The organism is uncultured Anaerofustis sp. (assembly GCF_938029165.1).
GTDB lineage: Bacteria > Bacillota > Clostridia > Eubacteriales > Anaerofustaceae > Anaerofustis.
Map to the genome: position 1 here is coordinate 1 of NZ_CALHFB010000047.1, position 22,709 is coordinate 22,709.

At 35.5% G+C, this 22,709-nt stretch carries 22 protein-coding genes; 8 read left to right on the forward strand and 14 right to left on the reverse strand.

The annotated features are described in order from the left end of the window. Positions 1–128: 128 nt before the first annotated feature. Positions 129–833, forward strand: coding sequence for a hypothetical protein (locus tag Q0516_RS08440; RefSeq protein ID WP_294466551.1), 705 nt, complete (start codon positions 129–131; stop codon positions 831–833). Between the two features lie 8 nt (positions 834–841). Further along, positions 842–2,899: a hypothetical protein gene (locus Q0516_RS08445; protein WP_294466552.1), complete on the forward strand. Its 2,058-nt coding sequence runs from the start codon at positions 842–844 to the stop codon at positions 2,897–2,899. A gap of 27 nt (positions 2,900–2,926) precedes the next feature. Here the strand turns inward: Q0516_RS08445 and Q0516_RS08450 are convergent, their stop codons facing one another. The 6 genes from Q0516_RS08450 to Q0516_RS08475 are packed head-to-tail and all read right to left on the reverse strand — an operon-like array spanning position 2,927 to position 9,093. Beyond that, positions 2,927–4,270, reverse strand: coding sequence for an E3 binding domain-containing protein (locus tag Q0516_RS08450; protein ID WP_294466554.1), 1,344 nt, complete (start codon positions 4,268–4,270; stop codon positions 2,927–2,929). Positions 4,271–4,287: 17 nt separating this feature from the next. Then, positions 4,288–5,268: a transketolase C-terminal domain-containing protein gene (locus Q0516_RS08455; protein WP_257480351.1), complete on the reverse strand. Its 981-nt coding sequence runs from the start codon at positions 5,266–5,268 to the stop codon at positions 4,288–4,290. Continuing rightward, a complete protein-coding gene (locus Q0516_RS08460) occupies positions 5,268–7,109 on the reverse strand; it encodes a thiamine pyrophosphate-dependent dehydrogenase E1 component subunit alpha (protein WP_294466557.1) in 1,842 nt (613 codons plus the stop codon). Before Q0516_RS08460 ends, Q0516_RS08455 begins: the two co-directional genes overlap by 1 nt. A 9-nt stretch (positions 7,110–7,118) precedes the next feature. Continuing rightward, complete coding sequence (gene ispD, locus Q0516_RS08465) at positions 7,119–7,817, reverse strand: 2-C-methyl-D-erythritol 4-phosphate cytidylyltransferase (RefSeq protein ID WP_257480353.1); 699 nt, start codon at positions 7,815–7,817, stop codon at positions 7,119–7,121. 37 nt (positions 7,818–7,854) lie between these two features. Further along, positions 7,855–8,529, reverse strand: a complete 675-nt coding sequence (gene radC, locus Q0516_RS08470) for a DNA repair protein RadC (RefSeq protein WP_294466563.1) — start codon at positions 8,527–8,529, stop codon at positions 7,855–7,857. Positions 8,530–8,535: 6 nt separating this feature from the next. Further along, complete coding sequence (locus Q0516_RS08475) at positions 8,536–9,093, reverse strand: nucleoside triphosphate pyrophosphatase (RefSeq protein ID WP_294466566.1); 558 nt, start codon at positions 9,091–9,093, stop codon at positions 8,536–8,538. 248 nt (positions 9,094–9,341) lie between these two features. Between Q0516_RS08475 and dtd the strand changes: the two genes are divergently transcribed. The 5 genes from dtd to Q0516_RS08500 are packed head-to-tail and all read left to right on the forward strand — an operon-like array spanning position 9,342 to position 12,716. Then, positions 9,342–9,791 carry a D-aminoacyl-tRNA deacylase gene (gene dtd, locus Q0516_RS08480; protein ID WP_294466569.1) on the forward strand — a complete coding sequence of 150 codons (450 nt, stop codon included), beginning with the start codon at positions 9,342–9,344 and terminating at the stop codon, positions 9,789–9,791. A gap of 5 nt (positions 9,792–9,796) precedes the next feature. After that, complete coding sequence (locus tag Q0516_RS08485) at positions 9,797–10,324, forward strand: hypothetical protein (RefSeq protein ID WP_257480357.1); 528 nt, start codon at positions 9,797–9,799, stop codon at positions 10,322–10,324. Between the two features lies 1 nt (position 10,325). Further along, on the forward strand, positions 10,326–10,952 hold the full coding sequence (locus tag Q0516_RS08490; protein ID WP_294466572.1) for an MBL fold metallo-hydrolase: 627 nt from the start codon (positions 10,326–10,328) through the stop codon (positions 10,950–10,952). Then, positions 10,949–12,316, forward strand: a complete 1,368-nt coding sequence (gene hemZ, locus Q0516_RS08495; RefSeq protein WP_294466575.1) for a coproporphyrinogen dehydrogenase HemZ — start codon at positions 10,949–10,951, stop codon at positions 12,314–12,316. Before Q0516_RS08490 ends, hemZ begins: the two co-directional genes overlap by 4 nt. A 43-nt stretch (positions 12,317–12,359) precedes the next feature. After that, positions 12,360–12,716, forward strand: coding sequence for an MmcQ/YjbR family DNA-binding protein (locus Q0516_RS08500; protein ID WP_294466578.1), 357 nt, complete (start codon positions 12,360–12,362; stop codon positions 12,714–12,716). Positions 12,717–12,766: 50 nt separating this feature from the next. Here Q0516_RS08500 and Q0516_RS08505 read toward each other — a convergent pair whose 3' ends face one another. Genes Q0516_RS08505 through recJ form a run of 3 tightly spaced genes read right to left on the reverse strand, consistent with a single transcriptional unit; the run spans position 12,767 to position 16,288 of the window. Beyond that, positions 12,767–13,363 carry a hypothetical protein gene (locus Q0516_RS08505; protein ID WP_257480361.1) on the reverse strand — a complete coding sequence of 199 codons (597 nt, stop codon included), beginning with the start codon at positions 13,361–13,363 and terminating at the stop codon, positions 12,767–12,769. A 17-nt stretch (positions 13,364–13,380) separates the two neighbouring features. Continuing rightward, on the reverse strand, positions 13,381–13,896 hold the full coding sequence (locus tag Q0516_RS08510) for an adenine phosphoribosyltransferase (protein WP_257480362.1): 516 nt from the start codon (positions 13,894–13,896) through the stop codon (positions 13,381–13,383). Positions 13,897–13,906: 10 nt separating this feature from the next. Further along, positions 13,907–16,288, reverse strand: a complete 2,382-nt coding sequence (gene recJ, locus Q0516_RS08515; protein ID WP_294466589.1) for a single-stranded-DNA-specific exonuclease RecJ — start codon at positions 16,286–16,288, stop codon at positions 13,907–13,909. 128 nt (positions 16,289–16,416) lie between these two features. Between recJ and Q0516_RS08520 the strand changes: the two genes are divergently transcribed. Further along, positions 16,417–16,791, forward strand: a complete 375-nt coding sequence (locus tag Q0516_RS08520; RefSeq protein ID WP_294466594.1) for a TIGR04086 family membrane protein — start codon at positions 16,417–16,419, stop codon at positions 16,789–16,791. Between the two features lie 86 nt (positions 16,792–16,877). Here Q0516_RS08520 and Q0516_RS08525 read toward each other — a convergent pair whose 3' ends face one another. From Q0516_RS08525 to Q0516_RS08545, 5 genes are all read right to left on the reverse strand, one after another. Next, entirely contained in the window at positions 16,878–17,096 is a 219-nt protein-coding gene (locus Q0516_RS08525) for a DUF896 domain-containing protein (RefSeq protein ID WP_294466596.1), read from the reverse strand. A 2-nt stretch (positions 17,097–17,098) separates the two neighbouring features. Next, entirely contained in the window at positions 17,099–18,889 is a 1,791-nt protein-coding gene (gene aspS, locus Q0516_RS08530; protein ID WP_294466598.1) for an aspartate--tRNA ligase, read from the reverse strand. A 2-nt stretch (positions 18,890–18,891) separates the two neighbouring features. Further along, positions 18,892–20,166 (reverse strand): histidine--tRNA ligase, encoded by a 1,275-nt coding sequence (hisS, locus tag Q0516_RS08535; RefSeq protein ID WP_294466602.1) that lies wholly within the window; start codon positions 20,164–20,166, stop codon positions 18,892–18,894. Positions 20,167–20,504: 338 nt separating this feature from the next. Then, complete coding sequence (locus Q0516_RS08540; protein WP_294466607.1) at positions 20,505–21,416, reverse strand: hypothetical protein; 912 nt, start codon at positions 21,414–21,416, stop codon at positions 20,505–20,507. Between the two features lie 18 nt (positions 21,417–21,434). Then, complete coding sequence (locus Q0516_RS08545) at positions 21,435–22,697, reverse strand: PTS transporter subunit IIC (RefSeq protein WP_294466609.1); 1,263 nt, start codon at positions 22,695–22,697, stop codon at positions 21,435–21,437. Between the last annotated feature and the right edge of the window lie 12 nt (positions 22,698–22,709).

Genomic DNA, 22,709 nt, shown 5'->3' on the forward strand with positions numbered 1-22,709 from the left:
GAGCCTTACAGAATTTGGGGTGCGGGGCGAAACCCCGCAGAGGGTTTTAGGGGCAGAGCCCCTGATATTTGTTTCTTTGAAAAAGAAAACGAATTATGATATACTAAAATAGATTTTTAGGAGGAAATATGAACAGATTTACATTGATCGTACTCACTGCACTGTTAATGATTTTAATCGCTGTGATATTGTATTTTTCATTATCATCGTTATGGAGCAAAATCACAAATGCAATTTTTAATATCAAGATAAAAAAATTTATCATAGCTGTCACGGAAAGCTTCGATAATCTCTCTCACGGGAAATTCCCTCAAAGCGAAAACATAGAATTCATATGCTTAAACATGAATAAAGATGAAGCTATGAAGGATTTATTTTATAAAAAGGCTGAAGAAGTACTTGCTGATACCGACCATGAAACCATTACAAGAAAATTTATGGAAGAAATAAATACTAAAACAAATCAAAATATTGACTTCCTATATGAAGATGATTATTCCGATAAGCTTAATGATTTGATAACACTTACCGCTTCGTACGACATAAAAGATGAAAAGGCAAACGAGTTCCTGCTTAACTGCTTAAAAAATAACTCCAAAAGTATAAGGTCTCACGCTTTTTCAGTAATATCCTTAAGAGGAGATATAAACACTTTTGCTAAAGCAATAGTGATTTCGTGCGATAAACTTGCGGACTATTCTTTTGAAGAAATCAAGACCGCACTGAGTAAATTCAAAGACAGAAAAATACTTCTTCCGGTACTTAAAAGACTTAAAGACGAAACCGACAATATAAAACTAAAACTCACTTTAAGAGATTATCTGGAAAGTTAGGAGGATATATGAACACTTTATACATAATTTTTATAATAATGACCATATATATCCTGATGTACGGGATGATATCTCTTTTTGCGGGAGTTATCCCCTCCGTTCTGGTATTCAGAGAAATACATAAAAACAACAAAAGATATAAAGACTTGATCGAGGATAAAAAATCAAAGAAAATATCCATAATATTAAGTGCCGAGCCTAACATAAATAAGTTCATGGCAAAGGTAAAAAATCTTTTATATTTGGATTATGATAACTTCGACATATATATAATAAATACTTCAGGGGATTTGAAATTCTCTAGAAAAATAATAAATTTCTTCGATTTAAAGAAGAGCACAGACAGCATTAAATATAAAATCAATAAGAGCGAAATAATCTCAATATATAAAAACGGCAAAATAAACCTTTTAAACACGGAAAAGACAAATAAGTGGAACGGTATCAATGCAGCAGCGGATAACACAAATGCCGATTTGATACTCGATCTCGAGAAAAATATCTTTATTGAAAAAAACGCACTTAAAAAGCTTACAAGGGAATTCCTCATTGACGACGACACGCTTTTTACTTCAGGGATAATCAAAGATGACAGCTATATACAAAGAGATGATTTTGAGTATAAAGGCATAAAGACGCATAATTTTTTCGCATGTTTTTCCATTCTAAGAAACATCAAAAATAAATTATTTGAAAAGAGTTATAATTTTGAATTCTTAAACGGTGAGGAAATAGGAAACGACTTTACTTTATATAACTTGGGAAAAATACGTGAGGTCGGAGGTTTCAACTCTGAAACATCAAATCCAAACAACGATTTGAAACAAAGACTTACTAAAATATATAAAAATGATTTCAAAATCAATTATGACGCTTTGGCTTTTGAAGAAATAGATGATATACATGAATACGTCACCTACGACATTATAGACAGATATATAATAAAGAAAAACATAAATAATGCAAATCCATTTAACACCATAAGAGGATTATATGATTTATTCACGGGGATTATCAATCCAATACTGGAATTCCCGATAATCATTTTATCCATATTACTCACGATAATAAAAGTGATTTCACCACTTACTTTACTTTGTTTTATACTTTTATATATAAGTTTTGATACGGTGAAGAATATCCTCCTTCATATTACCGACAAAATATCACTGAGAGAAAACATAAATATATCACAAAGTTTGGAATTTATAGGATTTACGATTATTTATAACTTTGGGTTCAGACAGCTTTATAACTTAAACAAATTATTATCAAGGTTTAACTTCAAAAATAAAAGAGAAGCTTATTACAAAGAAAAAGAAATCTACGGGTATATAAATGAATTTGAATTGATAGAGGATAAAAGATATGAAAAGGAACTTACGGAGTATCCTGAAACAACTAAAATCAATGATACTGCTCTGGCAGATATAAAAGAAGAAAACAAAACCTCACATACCGAACTCAATGAAATAGGATTTATCTTAGAAGAGGAAAATGAGGAAGAAATAACTCAAATCATAGAAGAAATAAACGATATCAAAGCGGAAGAAATAGCAGTAGAAACAGAAGATAAACCTATATCAAAAGAAGAAAAGGCTGAGAACCAAAAAGAAATAATTAATGAAACAGTAATCGAAGAAGATTCAGAGAATGAAGAGACACTAATAAAAGAACTTGAAAATTTTGATATAGAAGAAGTGGCGAAATCGGAACCCTTTAAAAAAGAAGAAGTATTTAAAGAAAAGAAACCTGAAAGCGAACTGGACAGAATAATGAGAGAGCTTGCAAAAACGACGAGCAAGATAGAACAGCTTGAAGCGGAAGTTCAAAAGGAACTATCGAATATAGAAAGAAGAGCAAGAGATAAAGATATCGACGAAGAACTCAACAAATTAAAAGAAGAAGTCCTAAAAGTCGAAGAAAACATAGATACAATAAAGGATAATAAACATCACGAAGCCGAAGCACTAAAAGAAATCGCGTCGGTCAAGGATAAAGAAGATGATGAACTTAACTTCAGCGACGACGAAATGGACGAAGAATTCAGTAATATCACGATTTAAAAAAGACACCAAATAGGTGTCTTTTTATTATACAAGCATCAAGCTCGGATTATTTATCACAGATTTGATATTTGAAAGGACTTTCGCACATTCGTTGAAATCCATCAAATCTTCGCATGCACTCAAGTATACTTTTACATGCTCTTCCTGAATAAGGACTGTTATATCTACTTTATCTTCACATGCCTTAGGATAATAATAATCTATCTTTAATGGACTTATATCGGTTATCCTAAAATCGATATCCTCTCCTTCGATTATGTATTTCATCCTCTTATCCATCTGGCTTACAGTAAGCTCGTTTATACCGCTTAGCTTTCTTCCCGTAAAGCCTTCTTCACTGTCATATTTATATATCGCAACATCTCCCTTGAAGGAAGCTATTTTATTTTTTTCCAAAGCAAAAACTATGGATTTAACAACGGTATTGAAAATCTTTCTCTCGCTTAAATCACTGTATGAAACAAGCATTTCCTTTACAAGCTCAAGACTTGCTTTTATACCCATGGTAACTACGTTATGAGTATGAGTCTCAATAACTAATTGACTTTGGTCGCTTACGGTTTTTTCTTCACTGCTTTTACCGTCTTTATTGATAACTACGCTTCTGCTGGTATCATCATTCAAAGTTATAACGACTCTTTTTCCGTAGCTCTCATTTACTTCTCTTTCCGTGTCCGGATATTCTTCGGCTACCTCGGAATGTTCCACAGGGACTATTACCTGATGAGTGACACTGTTTTCAACGGGAACGACAGGTATCTCGTTGCCTTCATCATCGTATTCTTTGGATACCACTTCTTCGATAACGGGAGTATACACTTCTTTCGCATTCTCTGCCTTGTTCATCTTTTCTATAGTATCTTTTCTATCGTGGATTTCTTCGTTTTCTTCTTTATCATTAGCTTCTTCTTTTACTTCGCTTGTAATGATACTTGAAGTCTGGTCATAATTCACGATGATATCCTTTGAAGAATTATCTTCATCATAAATATCATTCTGATGTTTTATCATAAACTGAATTATATCGGAGTCTGCATTATTTAACTCTTCCATTTCCTCATCGGTCTCACTGCTTGAATATATCTTCGTATTATCAGCTGTCTTATCTTCGACTTCATCGTTTATCATATTTATCCTTTGTTCCAATATCTTCAATTCTTCGTCTTCTTTGCTTGATTTAATGGAAATATTCTCTATATTATTTTCTTCAAGTCTCTTTCTGTCGTTTAGATAACGCTCTAAATCAGCGGCTTCGATACGTCCGTTTTCGCCGCTTCCTTCTATTTGTGATAAATCTATGCCTAACGCCTTAGCCAGCTTTCTTGTGGCGGGGCTTGCTTTTTGTTTTGAATTCCCTAAGTTTGTCATGAAATTCTCCTTTCGTCTTAATATTCAACCAACTGCATTATTTTTTCTAAAAGTTTACCTGAACTCGGCAGTACTTCCTTAGCCTTTATAGGATTGAAAGGTGTGAAATTATCATCACTGCACATCCTAGCTACCGGAGCTTCAAGATAATCAAAAGCTTCGCTTTCAACGATTATACTTGCTATTTCGCTTCCGACGGAGCATGTTTTATAACCTTCATACACTACAATGGCTCTTCCCGTCTTCTTAACGGATTTGATTATAGTCTCGCTGTCGATTGGTTTTATGGTCCTTAAATCTATTACTTCTACTTTTACATCACTCATATAGGCTACATCGCTGGCTTTCATTGCTTCTTTTACCATGCTTCCGTAGGTTATGACTGTAATGTCGCTTCCTTCTCTTATTATATTGGCTTTTCCCAGAGGTATCCTTTCCTCCGACTTTTCACTTATTTCGCCTTTAACATTATATAAATTCTTGTTTTCAAAGAATATTACGGGGTCATGCTCTAAAAATGAGCTTCGCATAAGACCTATAGCGTCTTTCGGTGTCGAAGGATAAACCACTTTTATACCCGGAAAATGTGCCATTACAGCCTCAACAGACTCGTTATCCTGCACACTGGAGTAAGGAGTATATCCTATTGGACATCTTATAAGAAGACTCCCCGGTACCTTAGTGCCGAATGCTTTAAGCTTCGAAGCATAGTTTATTATCGGGTCCATAGACCTTATCAAAAACTTCGTTCCAGGTATTTCAGTTATTACGTTGAATCCGTTTAGACTAAGTCCCACGCTTGAACCTATATAAGCATTTTCGCTTACCGGTACTTCTATTATCCTCTCTTCAGGTATTTGTACGTCAAATCCCTTGCTTACTTTATATTCTCCGCCGAATACCCCTATATCCTGAGAAACGAATACACTGTTCCTGTTCTTTCTCAGTTCGTATAAAAGAGTATTCTTGATTGCCTGTTTAAAAGTTAATTCTATCATTATCTGCCCTCCCCGAAGATATCAAGGTCAAGTTCCGCTTCATCTTCCATTTCAAGCATATTATGTAAATCAGATACGTCATTGCCGTCACTTACATCTATAACAGGTGAACTGCCCCTTGATGAGACTGTAAAAGGCTGTTCGCTGTTCATATTCAGACTCTTCATATATTCCTTTATGATATCGTCGTCTTCGTTATAATTACTGAATAAATCATCTTTATATGTATCATCATATCTATTTTCGTAATCAAAATCATCAAATGTTTCAATATTCTGCTTTCTCAAATCATTGTAGTCTGAACTTTCTTCAACCGACGCATTTACAAAAGTTATCTTATCTTCATCTTCTTTTTCATAACCGTCTGCGATGTTCGCTTTCATGCTTATATCGTCATAAATATCACTGTTTACCACAGTAGTGGTATACTTCTTTTCTTCTTCATCTATTTCTTTAAATATATTTTCAAGTACATTCTCCGCATTTGAAATATATCTTTTTTCTTCTTCGGTAACTACTTCTTCTTTTTCTTCCTTTTCCGGTCTCTTCCTCATGGTATCTCTGAAATCCACATCGGCAAAACCGTCGGTGTTTGATATCAAGGTATGAGTATGACCGTTTCTTAGTATATCCTCTACACTCAACTCTTCTTTAGGAGTATCGTCTCTTTCCGGGAATATATTCTTAAGCCTCTTTATTTCATCGAAAACTTGGTCATTGGCTCTTATTTCTTCTTCACTGTCCCCTACCGCATCTTTTTCGGTAAAAGCGGATTTTAACTTAGGCTCTTCTATCATAACCGAAGTGTCAGCCTGTTTCAAAAATTCTTTCTGTTCAAGTAAAGCTTTTAATTCTTCTTCTATCTGAGTCTTCTTTGAAATCTTTTCTTCTTCTTTTTCTTCAAGCTCCTCTTTAGGGATCTCTTTTTCGTTTAGTATTTTATTTATTATCCTGTTCATTTCAGCCGAAATGGTGTCTTTCATCATTTGAAGGTCATCATCTATCCCGACCATATTTTGAAGCATATAGTTACTAAGCAGCTTTATAGGACATTTATCGAACCAAGCCCTAAGCTCCTTTGAACTTCTGTAAAGTGCTTTATCCGCAAGATGATGTCCGCTGAAGCGATAAGTCTTTGCCTCAAGGATTATAGGACCTTTTCCCCCTCTTACATAGCTTGAAGCCGTAAGCATCGCTTCGTACATATCGAGTACATTGTTCCCGTCAACTATGATGCCCGGTATGGAATAACTGCTTGCACGGGAAGCTATATCCTTGACCGTAGATGTTTTGGAAAAGCTCTGTCCTTTTGCATATCCGTTGTTTTCAACCAAGTAGATTATTGGAAGCTTAAACATTGAAGCCATATTTACGCTTTCTGAAAACACACCTTCGTTTACAGCGCCCTCTCCTATAAAGGAAACTACTATATTGTTCGTATGATGTATCTTCTCTCCCATAGCAACCCCCGTCGCTACGGAAACATTTCCCGCAGGAACCGCCGAAGCACCGTAGATATCAGCCTTCGTATCAGCAAAATATCCCGGTCCCGCCATACCGTCGGTATAACCTCCGTCTAACCCCATTATCTCACGAAACATCTTTTCTATATCCATTTCCAGACATATGGAAGCCGCAAAGTTCCTATGTGATGTAAAAACTTTGTCCTTGCCGTTTATTGCAGCCATTGCTCCCGCACTTACCGCTTCCTGTCCTATGGATAAATATAAGTTTGTATGTATCTTTCCTTCTTCGTATAAAGATGCCAGTTTTTCTTCAAAAACCCTAACTTTGAGCATCTTGTAAAATAACTCAACGATTTTTTGGTTGTTTATGTTCATTGTAACCCCCTAGTTTCTGCTTGATAAAATCTCTTGAGCGTAGATTAAATCTTCAGGTGTTGTTATTTTTATATTGTTATAAGAACCTTTTATTATCTTTACTTTTACATTATTTTCTTCCACGAGGTATGAATCGTCTGTTCCGATGATACCTTTCTCCTCTGCGTTTTTATAAGCTTCTTTTAAGATATCCGCCTTAAAAACCTGAGGTGTTCTTATATTGTAAAGCGTACTTCTTTCCACCGTAGCGGATACAAATCCCTCATTGTCCGCTTTCTTGACCGTTTCCTTTACGGGTACCCCAAGCACGCATCCTCCGAACTTCTTTGCTCCGAGAACAGTGTTTATTATCTCCTTATTGGAAATAAGAGGTCTCGCACCGTCATGTACGGATATTATAGTACACCTTTCATCAACTTTCTTTACCGCATTATAAACCGATTCCTGTCTTGTGCTTCCGCCGACTACCAGCTTATAAGGCTTTTTTATCTTATATTCTTTAAGTACCTTATCTTTGAATAACTTTTCTTCATTATCCGCAACGACAATAAGTATTTCATCTATATAAGGACATTTATCGAAAGCTATGATAGTATGAGTAAGTATCGCTTTTTTGTCTAAAGATATGTACTGCTTATTGATACTCTTACCCATCCTCGTTCCTCTGCCTGCGGCAGGGATTATTACACTTACAAAATCATCATTCATATTTTTACTCCTATTAAAAAGAATAAATAATATATTATTATAACATATTTTCTTCCATAAATGAAAAGTAATTATCCTTGCCTATGATAACATGGTCGATTACCTTTATTCCTATAAGCTCTCCGGCGTCTTTAAGTCTCTTTGTAAGATGTTTATCTTCTATGGAAGGAGTGGAATCTCCGCTTGGATGATTATGAGCCAAGATTATACTGTTGGCATTTTTCTTTATTGCATTTCTGAATACTTCCCTCACATGAACAAGAGACGTATTTATAGTCCCTATTGAGATAAGCTCTGTTTCTATGACCATATTTTTGGTGTTTAAGAGTATGACTTTAAAATGCTCTTCATCCAAAAAGCTCATATCATAGGAAAGCAGATCCACTATATCCATTACACATGTGATTATCTTTTGTTTTTCTTTCTTTAAGTAGGCTCTCCTGCCTATTTCCAAAGAAGCCAAAATCATATCACATTTTAAATCCGTCATTCCCGGATTATCATTTTTAAGTTCTTCTCTTGTAATCCCTATAAGATCCCTAAGAGAACTCCCGTACCTTCTTATGATATTATTACTAAGCTCCAGTACGCTTTTCGTACTGTCCCCTTTTCTTATTATAAGGGCAATGAGCTCACTGTCACTTAGCTCCCCGACACCTTCGTCAAATAATCTTTCTTCAATGCCCGATAGTATTTCCTTATCCGATTTCATCTTATCCTACCTAAATTCTTTTAACATATCGTATAATGTGCTTATACTAAGCCCTACAACGTTAAAATAATCGCCTTCGATTTTACTTATGAACTTGCCTGCGATACCCTGAACGGCATATCCGCCGGCTTTATCATAAGGCTCATTTGTATTTATGTATTCTTCTATCTCTTTATCATCAAGTTCTTTAAATGTTACTTTGGTCTCGACTGCCGTACTGATACTTTTTTCTTTCGTTATTACAGATATACCGCTTATAACACTGTGAGTTTTTCCCGACAGAAATTTTATCATTTCTCTCGCATCGTCCTTATCTTTTGGCTTCAAAAGAACTCTGCCGTCTGAGTAAACTACGGTATCGGCACCTATAACAAGTTTATCATTATTATCCTTAAAAACATCATAAGCCTTTAAATAAGCTATATTTTTTAAATTCTCATAAACGGATAACTCATCATCAAAGACTTCTTCACAATTAGAAACGATAATATCAAAATCTATATCCAGTAATTTTAACAGCTCTTTTCTCCTTGGAGAAGCCGATGCCAATATAATTTTCTTCATAAAAACCTCACTTATAGTTACTATACCAAAAAAAGGTTATACTTTCAAGTTTTATAGCTTTTAAAAAGCCCTGCATTTAAGGATTTCACGGAGTATCGGTTTATATGAAAATCAAATAAAATAAGTGTATATTGTCACATAAATGACACAATTTAATACTATAAATATGGACTTTCATATTTATAGTATGATATAATAAATTTTTGTTAGAAAAGAGAAAAATTTACAAGATAAGGAAATAAATTTTCATGAAAGCTGTTGTTCAGAGAGTAAAAAGTTCAAAGGTCACTATAAACGGAAAAATAGTCGGAAATATCGACAAAGGTTTTAACGTCCTATTCGGTGCGGAGGAAAATGACACAAAAAAGGACGCCGATTATCTGGCAAGGAAAATATCAAATCTCAGAGTTTTTGAAGATGAAAACGGCAAAATGAATTTATCCATAAAAGACATAGGCGGACAAATGCTTATAATATCGCAGTTCACCCTTATTGCGGACACAAAAAAAGGCAACAGACCAAGTTTTGTAAATGCGATGGAGCCTGTAAAAGCAAATGAGCTTTATGAATACTTTATGAAAAAAATAGAAGAAGAAGGTATTTTGGTTAAGCAAGGCATATTTGGAGAAGATATGTTAGTGGATATTGTAAATGACGGTCCCGTTACCATTCTCTTCGATACCAAAACTAAGGAGTAATCATCATGAGTGAAAAAAGATTAGACGTTCATGAGTTTTTAAAAAATGATTTAATGGTCGAAGACATCTGCAAAACCAGAAGGATACTGGGGGTTTTTGAAGATGAAATTTACTGTTATTTCAAAGAGGAAATAGCCAACAACAAATCGGTGACATATTTTATAGATAAGATAAATAAAGTACTCCCAATAAAAAAGATAATAGTAAGCGAAATGACCGATGATGATATACAAACATATTTGGTAGACTTCTTTACAAAGCATGATCTGCACTTTAAATTCGTTACGGATTACAGCGACGAAGACGAAGCCTATATGGTGGTCATATGCAAAGAAGATATACAAAGAGAACCTCTGTTATACGAGACGGACATACCGAAGGAGTACCTTAAAAACTTCGGGAAGATATTATGCAAAAAACATACTGCGATACTTAAAGAATTAGACCCCGATATGGTAAACTTCTACAAGAAAGAAACATTCATATCAAAGGGAAGCTGCTCGGTATGCAGAGAAGAAGAAAGGAATAAATAATATGGATATAAAATCATTTCAATTAGGTCCTGTCGGAACAAACTGTTATATAATAACAAAAAACGATAAATCAATAATTATCGACCCGGGTCATAATGACGAAAGACTGCTTGATTATATAAAAAAAGAAAATCTAAACATAGACAAGATACTCTTAACTCACGGACACTTCGACCATATTGCGGGGGTCGATATGGTAAGAGACGCTACGGGAGCAAAAGTATATATTCATGAGCTGGATAATGAAATGCTTCAAAACCCAAATAAAAACGGCTCGGCACTCATGATGGGAATGGGGATAAAAATAAGAGAAGCAGATGAATTCGTATACGACGGAGAAAAGATAGACTTCGAAGGAAGCGATATCGAAGTGATATTTACCCCCGGGCACTCCAAAGGCGGAGTGTGCTATAAAATAGACGATGCAGGAGTGATATTCTGCGGAGATACTCTGTTCTTACGCTCCATAGGAAGGACAGACCTTTACGGAGGCAGCATTGAAGTCCTCGAAAGTTCCATAAGAAATAAAATTTATACTCTTGATAAAAATTATACTCTTCTTTCCGGTCACGGCGACCCTACGGATATAGAAGGGGAAAAGAAATACAACGGATTTTTCAGAGCATGATGAACATTCAAATTGACAAAACAATAAAAGAAATTCACGTTCGTGAAATACTTCAGCTATTTTACCCTGATAAGTATAAAGACATAAAAATGAAATTATACTCTCAGGGTAATTTTGTATATTTAGAGTATAAAGATAAAATATATAAAGAAGAGATAAATATATCCTTAAAAAACGCAACAAAAAAAGCGGTCTACAACGCCTTGAGAGAACAAACAAATAAAACTTTCCCCTACGGTATACTTACAGGGGTAAAGCCTATAAATATCCTGGATTTATATAAGGATAAAAGCAGAGAAGAGCTGATAGATATACTTAGAAACGATTATCTTATGGACATAAATAAAATAGAACTCCTGCTTAAGACAAAGGAAACTCAAAAAGAGCTCATTGACGACAATAAATCAAGCCTTTATATACATATCCCCTTTTGCCCCGCAAAATGTTCTTACTGTTCTTTTCCCTCAAAGATATGCAGAAGTAACGATACCGTTTTAGATGATTATGTAAACTGCCTTATAAGAGAAATCAAGATGATATCGGAAGTGATAAATAAAAATGATGTCATTTTAGACAGTATCTATATAGGCGGAGGAACTCCCGGGATATTAAATGAAGAACTTACACATAAGCTTATAAGCTCCATTTTAAAAAATATAATCAAAGATAAAAATATAGAATTTACTTACGAACTCGGGCGTGCGGATATGCTTACAAAAGAAAAGCTCAGTATATTAAATAACAATAAGGTAAGCAGGGTCTGCTTAAACCCTCAGTCAATGAGTAAAGACGTCCTTGATAACTTTAACAGAGATATATCTCCCGATGTATTCTATAAAGCAGCAGACCTTATAAAACAATATAACTTCACACTAAACTCCGACCTTATAATGGGGCTTAATTCAGACAGTATTTCGGATTTTATAAATGAAGTAAAGACACTGATAGATTTAGAAGCGGATAATATTACTATCCATACCTTATCTCTTAAAAGGTCGAGTGATATGGATAATATAAAATACGAAGATAAAGACTTTTACCAAGTTCAAAAAGATTGTTTTGAAATACTTGATAAAAACGGATATTATCCTTATTACCTTTATAAACAAAAACAAAGCCTATGTATGGGAGAAAACGTCGGATTTTCAAAAAGAGGCAGAGAATGTATTTATAACATCAAAACAATGAAAAACAAAAGCACCATACTTGCCCTCGGTGCCGGAGGTGCGGGCAAAGTATTCGATAAAACGAACGATAAGACATACCGAGTAGACACGACTAAGGATACTAATATTTATATAAGAGATATAGATGAAATAATAAAGAGAAAAACTAAAGAATACAATGAATACTTAAATATTTAAAACAAGCTTTAATTTATTTAAAAGGATACACAAGGAGAAAACTGTGTCATATAAAGATGATATACATAAATTTATAAAAGAAAATTATCATATCGAAGCGGATCATCCGTGGGAGAATACTCCCGACTACGAAGTTTTCAGGCATAAATATAACAACAAATGGTTTGCTCTGGTAATGAACATCGAAAAAAAGAGACTAAATATCAAAGGGGAAGGCAGTATCGACACAATAAACTTAAAATGTCCTCCCGAACTCATAGGTTCTCTGAGGAATGAAAAGGGTATCCTTCCCGCTTATCATATGAATAAAGAACACTGGATAACCGTATTATTGGACGGGACTTACCCTTTGGAAAATATTTATCACTTGACAGAGATAAGTTATGATTTAACCAAATAAACTGTTTACATATAAATAATAATAAAAAAAACGCCTAAAGGCGTTTTTTTTTATTCCACGACTACGCATGTATCGCTGAGAGAATTCGTTATCTTCACTTTAGAACCTTTACGAAGAGTCACTTCAGCATTTGTTACGGCTTCAAACTCGATGACTTCATCATTTATCGAAACCCTGACTTTTCCCATAGCGCCTCTTTTAGCCTTTATATCCTTATAAACCAAGGCTTCCAGCCCTACTGTATTTGCGGAAAATATAGCGTCGTGTTTGACCATAAGGTCTATGGCATACTCAACAAGGGCAAATATAACAAGCCCCGTAAGTCCCAAAAGAAAACTTATCACTACGCTGGGTTTCATCGTGATATGATTTGCAAGGGTCTGTATACCCATAAACCCGAATACAAGAAGAAATCCCGAGAATGTGAATATCGAAAAATATCTTACAGTAAGAGATTTACTGAGCTGACTTTGGCTTAAAGTCAGTATCTTAGGAGTATTGTTCTGAACTATATTCTCATCCAAGTTCGGTTTTCCCTTATTATCCATTAATTTCTTTATCTTTAGAAGAGCGAAAATAAGTATTCCCGCCAAAGCAAGATACACTGAAAATGTATATATTAATTTCAGTAATTTTGGTGTAATCATATAAATCACTTCCTACCTTAAAATTCGTATTGAACCAATGTTTTTACATCGTAGCCCTTTAATTTATCTCTTCCGTTCAGACCCGTAAGTTCCATTAAAGATACAATGGAAACTATCTCTCCGCCAAGCATTTCTATGGCTTTTGCACTTGCCTGTAAAGTCCCTCCGGTTGCAATAAGGTCATCTATTATTACGACTTTGTCACCTTTTTTTATCGCATCCTTATGTATCTCAATAGTGTCGGTCCCGTACTCAAGGTCATAAGTATAGCTTATGGTTTCAGCCGGAAGTTTTCCGGGCTTTCTTACGGGAACGAAACCCGCTCCTATTTTATAAGCTACAGCGGTACCGAAGATAAATCCTCTAGACTCCGGTCCGACTATCAAATCCACTTCTCCGTCTATCAAATCGCATAACGCATTTATTGTATAATTTAGAGCTTCTTTATCTTTTACAAGAGTCGTTATATCTTTAAAGCTTATACCCTCTTTCGGAAAATCTTCTATTACTCTTATCTTTTCTTTTAAATCCATATTTAATCCCCTACCTGTTATTTAACTTTTTCATTATTTTAGTTTTTTCTATATCGCTTTTTGAATTTACTTTTTTAAACGACAAGCTTAGTTTATCATTTTCCAAAGAATAATTCAATATATTCATTTCTTTCATTATGTCGAGTGCAAGCCTTACCGTAAAATAATTTATCTCGACGTCGCTTTCATTCCTTATATTATTGATAAACTCATATATATTATTACCCGTTATTTTTAAAAGTTTAAATTTCCTGTAAAGATATAAAAAGAAAGTTCTCGTTATTTTAACGCTTCTCATTGGCTTTGATGTCTTTAAATATTTTATCTTTGCACTCTTATAAACTTCGCTTTCATAATCGTTAAACTCGGGTCTGTCAAGTATAACGACTTCATCTTCCCCTATCTCACTTACGGGAAGCACCAGTACATTTATTTTGTTTTCCTCTTTTTCAAGTTCATTGTAAGATATCTTATAATCATAATTTTTAAATCTCAGATATTTTATGAGTCTTAAAAAAGTGTCTCTATTATATATTATTAAGACTTTGTCTTTATATTCTTCGATTATCGTTTCAAACGAATAAGGAAGCTTTTCTTCTTCGGGATAAAAGTAATCCTCATTATCTAAATTCTTTATAAAATTATTGTAATAAGCCTTGTCATACTCTTTTAGATCCACATCGTGATAATCCATATCCTTTATTTCAAACTGGAGTTTTTCGTTTCCCTTATAGGAGTTCACTGACATCGTGAAGACTATATCAAATGACTTAGTAAAGTCATAATCTCTAACGTAATGCCCCATGGAAAAACCTATTGCATCATAATAATTCCCGTTATAAAGGACGCTGAATTTAAGATGAGCTCCGTCCTTACCTATCGCTCTTACATTGGTAAGCTTCACATCTCTTAAACATAATATACTTCTGGAATTTCCTATCCCGAAGGGTGCAAACTTCTCAAGTTCCAAAGAAGTCTTTACATTTAAGTTTGAAGGGATTGCCGGTGTATCATAGTAAACTCTTTTATAAAACAAGTTTTCTATTTTCCTTTTTTTTGCATATTCGTTTGTTTCTTCGATCAACCTGTCCAAATTTTCTCTTTCGATACTAAATCCCGCGGCGGCACTGTGACCACCGAATTTAGAAAACAATTCTCTGCTGTTATCCAGACATTTAAATATGTCAAATCCCGTTATGCTCCTGCATGAAGCCTTTATAAGTCCGTCCTCCGTGTCACTCATTATGACAACGGGACGATTATATTTATCGCATATTTTACTTGCCGCAACTCCCATTACCCCCTCGTTGAAATCTTCTCCGTAAACATATAGTATCAACGAGGTTTCAAGTAAGTCATTTTCCTTTATGTACTCTTCGCTTTTTTTAAATATACTTTCCTCTATATCTTTTCTTTGGTCATTATACCCACACATCTCATCAGATAAAATATCTACTTCCTTTTCGTCCTCGCTTAGGAATAACCTGACCGCTTTTTTGGCGTCATCAAGCCTCCCCGCGGCATTTATCCTCGGACCTATCTGAAAACCGATGTTGCCGCAGTTTAACTTATTCTTATCCAAATCGGATTTTTTAATCAGAGCATTCAAGCCCTTGTTATTTGTTTTTCTAATCAGCTCAAGCCCCAAAGAAGCTATGGTCCTGTTTTCGCTTTTTAATGATACTATATCTGCTATGGTACCTATCATGGCAAAAACGAGTATCTCCGATATATCAAAATCGAGCTCGAAGAATTTTACTGCCGCGCAGGCAATCTTAAAAGCAACCCCCGCACCGCATAACTCGCTGAAAGGGTAATTATCGCCCTCTACCTTAGGATTTATGATTGCATAAGCCTGAGGCAGCACTTCGGGGGGAGTATGGTGGTCGGTGATTATTATATCTATACCGCTATCTTTTAATATCTCCACTTCTTCCACGGAAGTTATCCCGTTATCCGTAGTTATAACGAGTGAAGGCTCTTCGTCTATTATCATCTCCATGCTTTCATCACTTAGTCCGTAACCGTTCGTGAACCTGTTTGGTATCATGATTTTTGTATCTATCTTCATGAAACTTAAAACTTTATAAAGGATAATGCTTGAAGTAACTCCGTCGCAGTCGTAATCGGAAAATATAACTACTTTTTCCCTGTTTCTGATGACTTCCTTTAATCTTTCCATTACCTTTTTCATATCCTTAAAGAGAAAAGGGTCGTAAAGGTCGGATATGTTCGGATTTAAGTAAGTCTCAACTTCCCCGAAAGCACTAAATCCTTTTATGCTCAAAAGGAGTGCACTCAAATAAGATATATCGAATTGCTTGGTTAAATTATCTATAAAATCATAGTTTATATTGTCTGATGTCTTTTGTTTAAATATTTTATATTCCACTATTTACATTCCTTAAAAAAATATATATAGATTTTAACACATAATAATAAAAATTGTAATGAATTGAGTGAGAAAGTAATAAATATTTAATATAAGAAATTATAAGAAATAACGAAAGGAATTTTATCATGACGAATAGTAACAATATGAATAGCTTACTTCATGCGGTCATACTGGGAAGTATTTTCGCGGTCATAAGCGTGTTTATTTTCTCTCTTTTGATGTACTTTTTTGACTTCCCCGTAAGCGTACAGTCGGGAGGTCTTTATATCCTGCTAAACTTAAGTCTGTTTATAGCAAGCGTCCATGCGGGAAGAAGAACGAGTGCAAAAGGATATCTCTACGGTTTGTTCAGCGGATTTATATTTATAATAATCCTGCTTTTAATAAATCTTTTGATAAGCGAAGGTACATTCAGCATAATGACATTTTTCTTAAAAATGCCTGTGCTTCTTTTGGTATCTCTCATAGGAGGTATTTTCGGAGCCAACCTTCGTAAATAGAATATTTTTATCGTCTCCTAAAAATTAATATATTTAATTTTTATTTTTCCATACTCTAAAAAAACCGCGCTCAAAAGCGCGGTAATTTAGTTTTTATTCTTTTTATTGAATTCTTTAATGGGAACTTTGCTCCCGTCTTCTTTTTCTACTACTATACTATCTACGGTGCTTTTAAAATTTTTTCTGATATTACCCAGATAAATTTTATACAGTTCCTGCTGTTCTTTTAATTCTTCCTCTGTAAGACCTTCTGCCTTTTTCTTTTTTGCAAGGAAGTTTATCCTGTCTATTTGCTTCTTATCCATTTTTATTCTTCCTCGTCGGTCACTTCTATCCCAAGCTCTTCCAGCTGTTCTTCGCTTACGATGCTAGGAGCATCCGACATAAGGCATGTATGATTTTGTGTCTTAGGAAATGCGATGACGTCTCTGATATTTTCCGTATCTACAAGAAGCATTATCATCCTGTCAAGACCAAATGCCAATCCTCCGTGAGGCGGAGTTCCGTACTTAAGTGCCTTAAGCAAGAAACCGAATTTATTTTCAGCTTCTTCATCGCTGAAGCCAAGTACGTTGAATACTTTCTGCTGAACTTCTCCCGAGTGTATCCTTATGCTTCCGCCTCCCATTTCAACTCCGTTTACAACCAGGTCGTAGGCTTTTGCTCTGACTTCTCCGGGCTCGCTTTCCAATTTATCCAAGTCTTCATCCATAGGAGCGGTGAAAGGATGATGCATTGCTTTATATCTCTTTTCGTTTTCATCATATTCGAACATAGGGAAGTTTGTTACCCATAAGAAATTAAATCCTTCATCCATTTTGATTTCGGCTTTTTTAGCTATGTGAAGTCTTAAATTACCGAGTGAATCGTAAACTACTTTATTCTTATCAGCAACGATGAATACTATATCTCCGTTTTCAGCTTTAGCTCTGTCTAATATACCCTTTGTTTCTTCTTCGCTTAAGAATTTTGTTATTTGTGATTTTATGGAACCGTCTTCGTTCACCGCAATCCATGCAAGCCCCTTAGCTCCGTAAGTTTTCACATAATCAACCAAAGCATCTATATCTCTTCTTGAGAAGAAGTTTGCAAGACCTTTTGCATTTATGGCTCTTACGCTTCCGCCGTTTTTGATAGGTCCCGCAAATACATTGAATTTACAGTCTTTAAGAATATCGCTCAAATCGAAAAGTTCCATGCCAAATCTGGTATCGGGCTTATCGGAACCGAACCTGTCCATTGCTTCGGAGAATTCCATCCTCATTATAGGAGTTTCAATATCGTAATCGATGATTTCTTTGAATACTTTCTTAACGAGTCTTTCATTCACGTCGATTACATCATCCACATCAACAAAACTCATTTCAAGGTCTATTTGAGTAAATTCAGGCTGTCTGTCCTGTCTCAAGTCTTCATCTCTGAAACATTTTACTATCTGATAATATCTGTCCATTCCCGAAACCATCAATATTTGTTTGAATAATTGAGGTGACTGAGGAAGCCCGAAGAATTTGCCTTTTCTTATCCTGCTTGGTACAAGGAAGTCTCTTGCCCCTTCAGGTGTAGGTTTACCGAGGAAAGGTGTTTCTATTTCAAGGAAACCTTCGCTGTCTAAGAAATTTCTTACCACCGAACAAGTCTTTGCTCTTGTGATTAGGTTGTTCTTTATCTTATCTTTTCTTAAATCAAGAAATCTATATTCAAGTCTTGTCGCTTCGTTTGCATTGTCACTTTCGTCGATATAAATCGGAGGAGTGTTTGCACTGTCAAGTACTTCCATGGTGTCAAGCTTTAGTTCAAGTTCTCCCGTTTTGATGTTTGGATTGAAATTTTCTTCGTCTCTTAGGACGACTTCTCCGCTTACTTTCAAAACATATTCATTCCTTACATTTTCAGCAGTCTCAAAAACTTCCTTATTAAGCTCACTGTTGGCTACAAGCTGCATGATACCGCTTCTGTCTCTCAAATGAATGAAAATAACTCCGCCAAGGTCTCTTCTTCTTTGTACCCAGCCGGACAGCGTAACTTTCTTTCCTAAATCTTCTTTTGTGATTTCAGCACACATACATGTTCTGAAGCTTGTTTTACTCTTATCCATATTTACTCTCCTAAACTCCCTTTTATATAATCCGTTAAATCTTCTATTTTGATTTCTTCCTGCTCTTTTGTTGACATGTTTCTTAGAGTATAAACCCCTTTATTAAGTTCATCTTCACCCAAAATGGCAGTATATTTTGTATTTACTTTATTTGCGTATTTCATCTGAGCCTTAAGGCTTCTGTCCATTACGTCTATACCGGACTTTATACCGCTCTTTGTAAGCTCTCTGAAAGATTTGAAGGCTATCTTTAATGCGTCTTTTCCCACAGGCGCCAAGTATATATCCATAATATCTTCTTCTAAATCGTCTAAAAGTCCCTGCTCTTCCATTATCAGCATAAGTCTTTCAAGTCCCAGTCCGAAACCAACACCCGGAGTATCGCTTCCGCCTATCATCTTAACAAGACCGTTATACCTTCCGCCTCCGCATACGGTCCCCTGTGAACCCAAATCCGTAGAAACGAATTCAAAAGCGGTCTGCGTATAATAATCAAGTCCTCTTACTATTTTGGGATCCACGACGAAATCTATACCTGCAGATTTCAAATATTCTTTGACACTTTCAAAATGTTCGCTGCAGTCCTCGCACAGATAATCCACCATCAACGGTGCGTCTTTCAGTAAAGTCTTGCAGTGCTCGTTTTTGCAGTCTAAGATCCTCATGGGATTTTTATTAAGTCTGTCCTGACAATCTTCACAGAGTTCATTTTTAAAAGGCTCTACGAAATTTTTAAGTCTTTCGTAATAGTCGCTCCTGCACTTCGGACATCCAACGCTGTTTATCCTAAGTTCCAGTCCTTTTATTTTAAGTTCGCTGAACAAAGTATCAACTAACATGATAACTTCCGCGTCCATGCCTGCGGAGTATGAGCCTATGGCTTCGATACCGAATTGGTGGAACTGACGCTGTCTGCCCTTTTGAGGTCTTTCGCTCCTGAAACATGAAGTGATGTAATATAGCTTCGTCGGAGTGATACCGCTATTCATACCATGTTCTATAAATGCTCTTATAACAGAGCTTGTCCCTTCGGGTTTTAGAGCGAAAACATCGCTTCCCCTGTGGTTCAGCGTATACATCTCCTTGCTTACTATATCGGTAGACTCTCCTACCCCTCTGTCAAACAGTGCATAATGTTCGAAATCAGGCACCCTTATTTGTTTATAATTAAAGACAGAACATATTTCCTTGATTTTTCCTTCCACCATTTCCCAGGCTTTTACTTCACTCGGAAGGATATCTCTTGTTCCCTTTGGCGCAAATATTTTATTTCCCATTTTTTATCCTTTCTATATAAAAATAAGTCCCCGACATTAATAAAAATGTCAGGGACGAGAATTCATTTTCCCGCGGTGCCACCCTAATTGGTATAATACCCGCTTTATTAAAATTCAAAAGTAATTTACGTAAGTTGTTATTCAGAGTTACAGAGCATAAAAAACGCTTCCAGTCACGGCATTTTCTCCCTTATATGATGTAAAACCTACTCCTCTTACTTACTTTTAAATCAAGTAGTATTATTATAAGTTTAAAATATTGGATTGTCAATATTTAAAAGGATTTAAATAGATTAAAAGTGCACTTTTAACAATTTTAATTTTTAAGGAGGGGAAATCTACACCGAAAATATCTTTGAAGGATTACCCTCGAATATCATACGTATATCCTCTTTATTTATTCCCATATCTTCCATGTAAGGAATAAGCTCTTTTATTATATAACTAAGCCCCGGCTCTCCCGAGTAACTATGCAGATACTTCGTATTGCCCATATCTCCGCCTATTAGTATTTGCTTCAAATATCCTTTGCCAAGCAGATATTTTACTATATTTACTTTATTTTTATCATGATTAGAATGATCCCTTCCGAATTTATCCATCGAAACATTAACACCAAGACTGCATAATGTCTCCAAATAAATCCTGTCTTCGGGAACATCTACATGGCCGAGTATGAGTTTTTCTTTCACAGCCCCGCTGTCAATCAAATATTTCGCGGTATCCACTGCACAAGTGCCGTCTGTAAAATGCACATAAAAAGGCAAGTCGGTTTCCCTCTGTACCGCACACATTATTTTACCGAGTCTGTATTCTTCATCTGTAATAACATTTTTGCTTATACCAATTTTTATCATTCCGGGTCTTATCCCTGTGTAACCTATCCCGTTATTTATTTCGTTCATAATTAAATCAAAAACTTTACTGTCACTCATGTCTTTTATTACATCGGGAACATACTCATCTCTGTAAAATCCTGTTGTACAAATAACATTCATTCCTGTCCTTATTGACAACGCCTTTAAAAATTCTGCATTTCTTCCCATACCTATCGCACTGGCATCTACTATACTCCTGCACCCCAGCTCTTTGATTTCATTGAGGTCCTTTTCCATATTGTCTATTTGTGTGACCTCATAATCCATACTCCCGTCCTTTTGAGGCAAGTATGTATATAAATGCTCATGTTCATAGGTAAATCCCAGTTCACTGTCTTTAATTTTACCTCTGGCTGTCATAATATATTTCATAACGATTATTCTCCTTAGTTAAAACAACATAACGATTTTTTGAACAATCAGTGGAAGTATTGCGAATTCAGCACTTTCAAAGAACGCACCCGCTTCTATAAGAACTCCGCTTGAAGGAGCAATGAATGAAATTAGGAACAGCGTTATGAACCCATATAAGAAAGATGCAGCCAAGGCTACTCTAAGACCGCCTATACGATTTCCGAACACACCGACTATCGCACCTTCGAAAAACTGTCCTTGTATACCGGGAACTACCAATACAGGCATCCCCACAACTACCATAAGTACAGTTGCGCATAAAGAACCAAGCAAATTTGCGATAAACCCGAACATTACAGCCGTTGGAGAGAACTGAAATGCCGTAGGATAATCTAAACCTACTACCGCATCGGGAAGTATCGCGTCCGCTATACCGACAAACGCAGGTATTATTTCTGCGATAAACATCTTAACTCCGTAAAGTATTACTGCAAGTCCGGCAGAGAACGACAATGATTGTAAGAATAGGAATAACCACCAGAATTGATCTCCTGCCAATTTTGAAACAAAATCAACGCCTGCGATCATACCAAATATAAAGTAATTTATAAACATCGTTATGGTAATGGCAGTGAAAGTATCTTTTAACCACATCAAAGATTCAGGGAAATTGATATCTTCCGCATCTTTGCCTTTACCGATGATTTTAGAAATAAGTTCGGATAAAGCCATACCCCAGTTACAGAAAACAAATAAACCAAATTCATCGGTCATATCCGTCTTCTTCATATAATAATGAGAAACACCTACTGCTATCCAGTTGTAAATACCGCTTCCGATAGTAGATATTATGATTATCCATATTGTAGGAAGAGTAGTTACATGAAGGAATGCCACAAACATCGCCGCAACGAATAGCTGAAGATGAACCGTTAAAGCAAAACCTTTATGTTTGGTAAATCTAACCAGAATACCGTTTACTAACATTGAAAGAAGGAAAACTATCGCTATTTCTCCCGCAAAATTTTCGGAGCAGGCTACATAAGCCGGCCACATCTGCTGAAGTACACCTTTAGTGTTAAGTCCTTGGAATATACATTCCTTTAAAGGACCCATAGCATTTAGAAGCAGAGTACTTCCTCCGTCCATTATTGCAAATCCTAACATACATTTTATAGTCGATAACAGTATTTCGCTTCCCTTTTTCTTTAGAAGGATAGACCCTATAAGAGCAACGAGCCCGAGGACTATCGTTCCGTTTCCGAAAAACTGTGTAACGACTTTAATTAATAAATCCATATTGTACCCCTT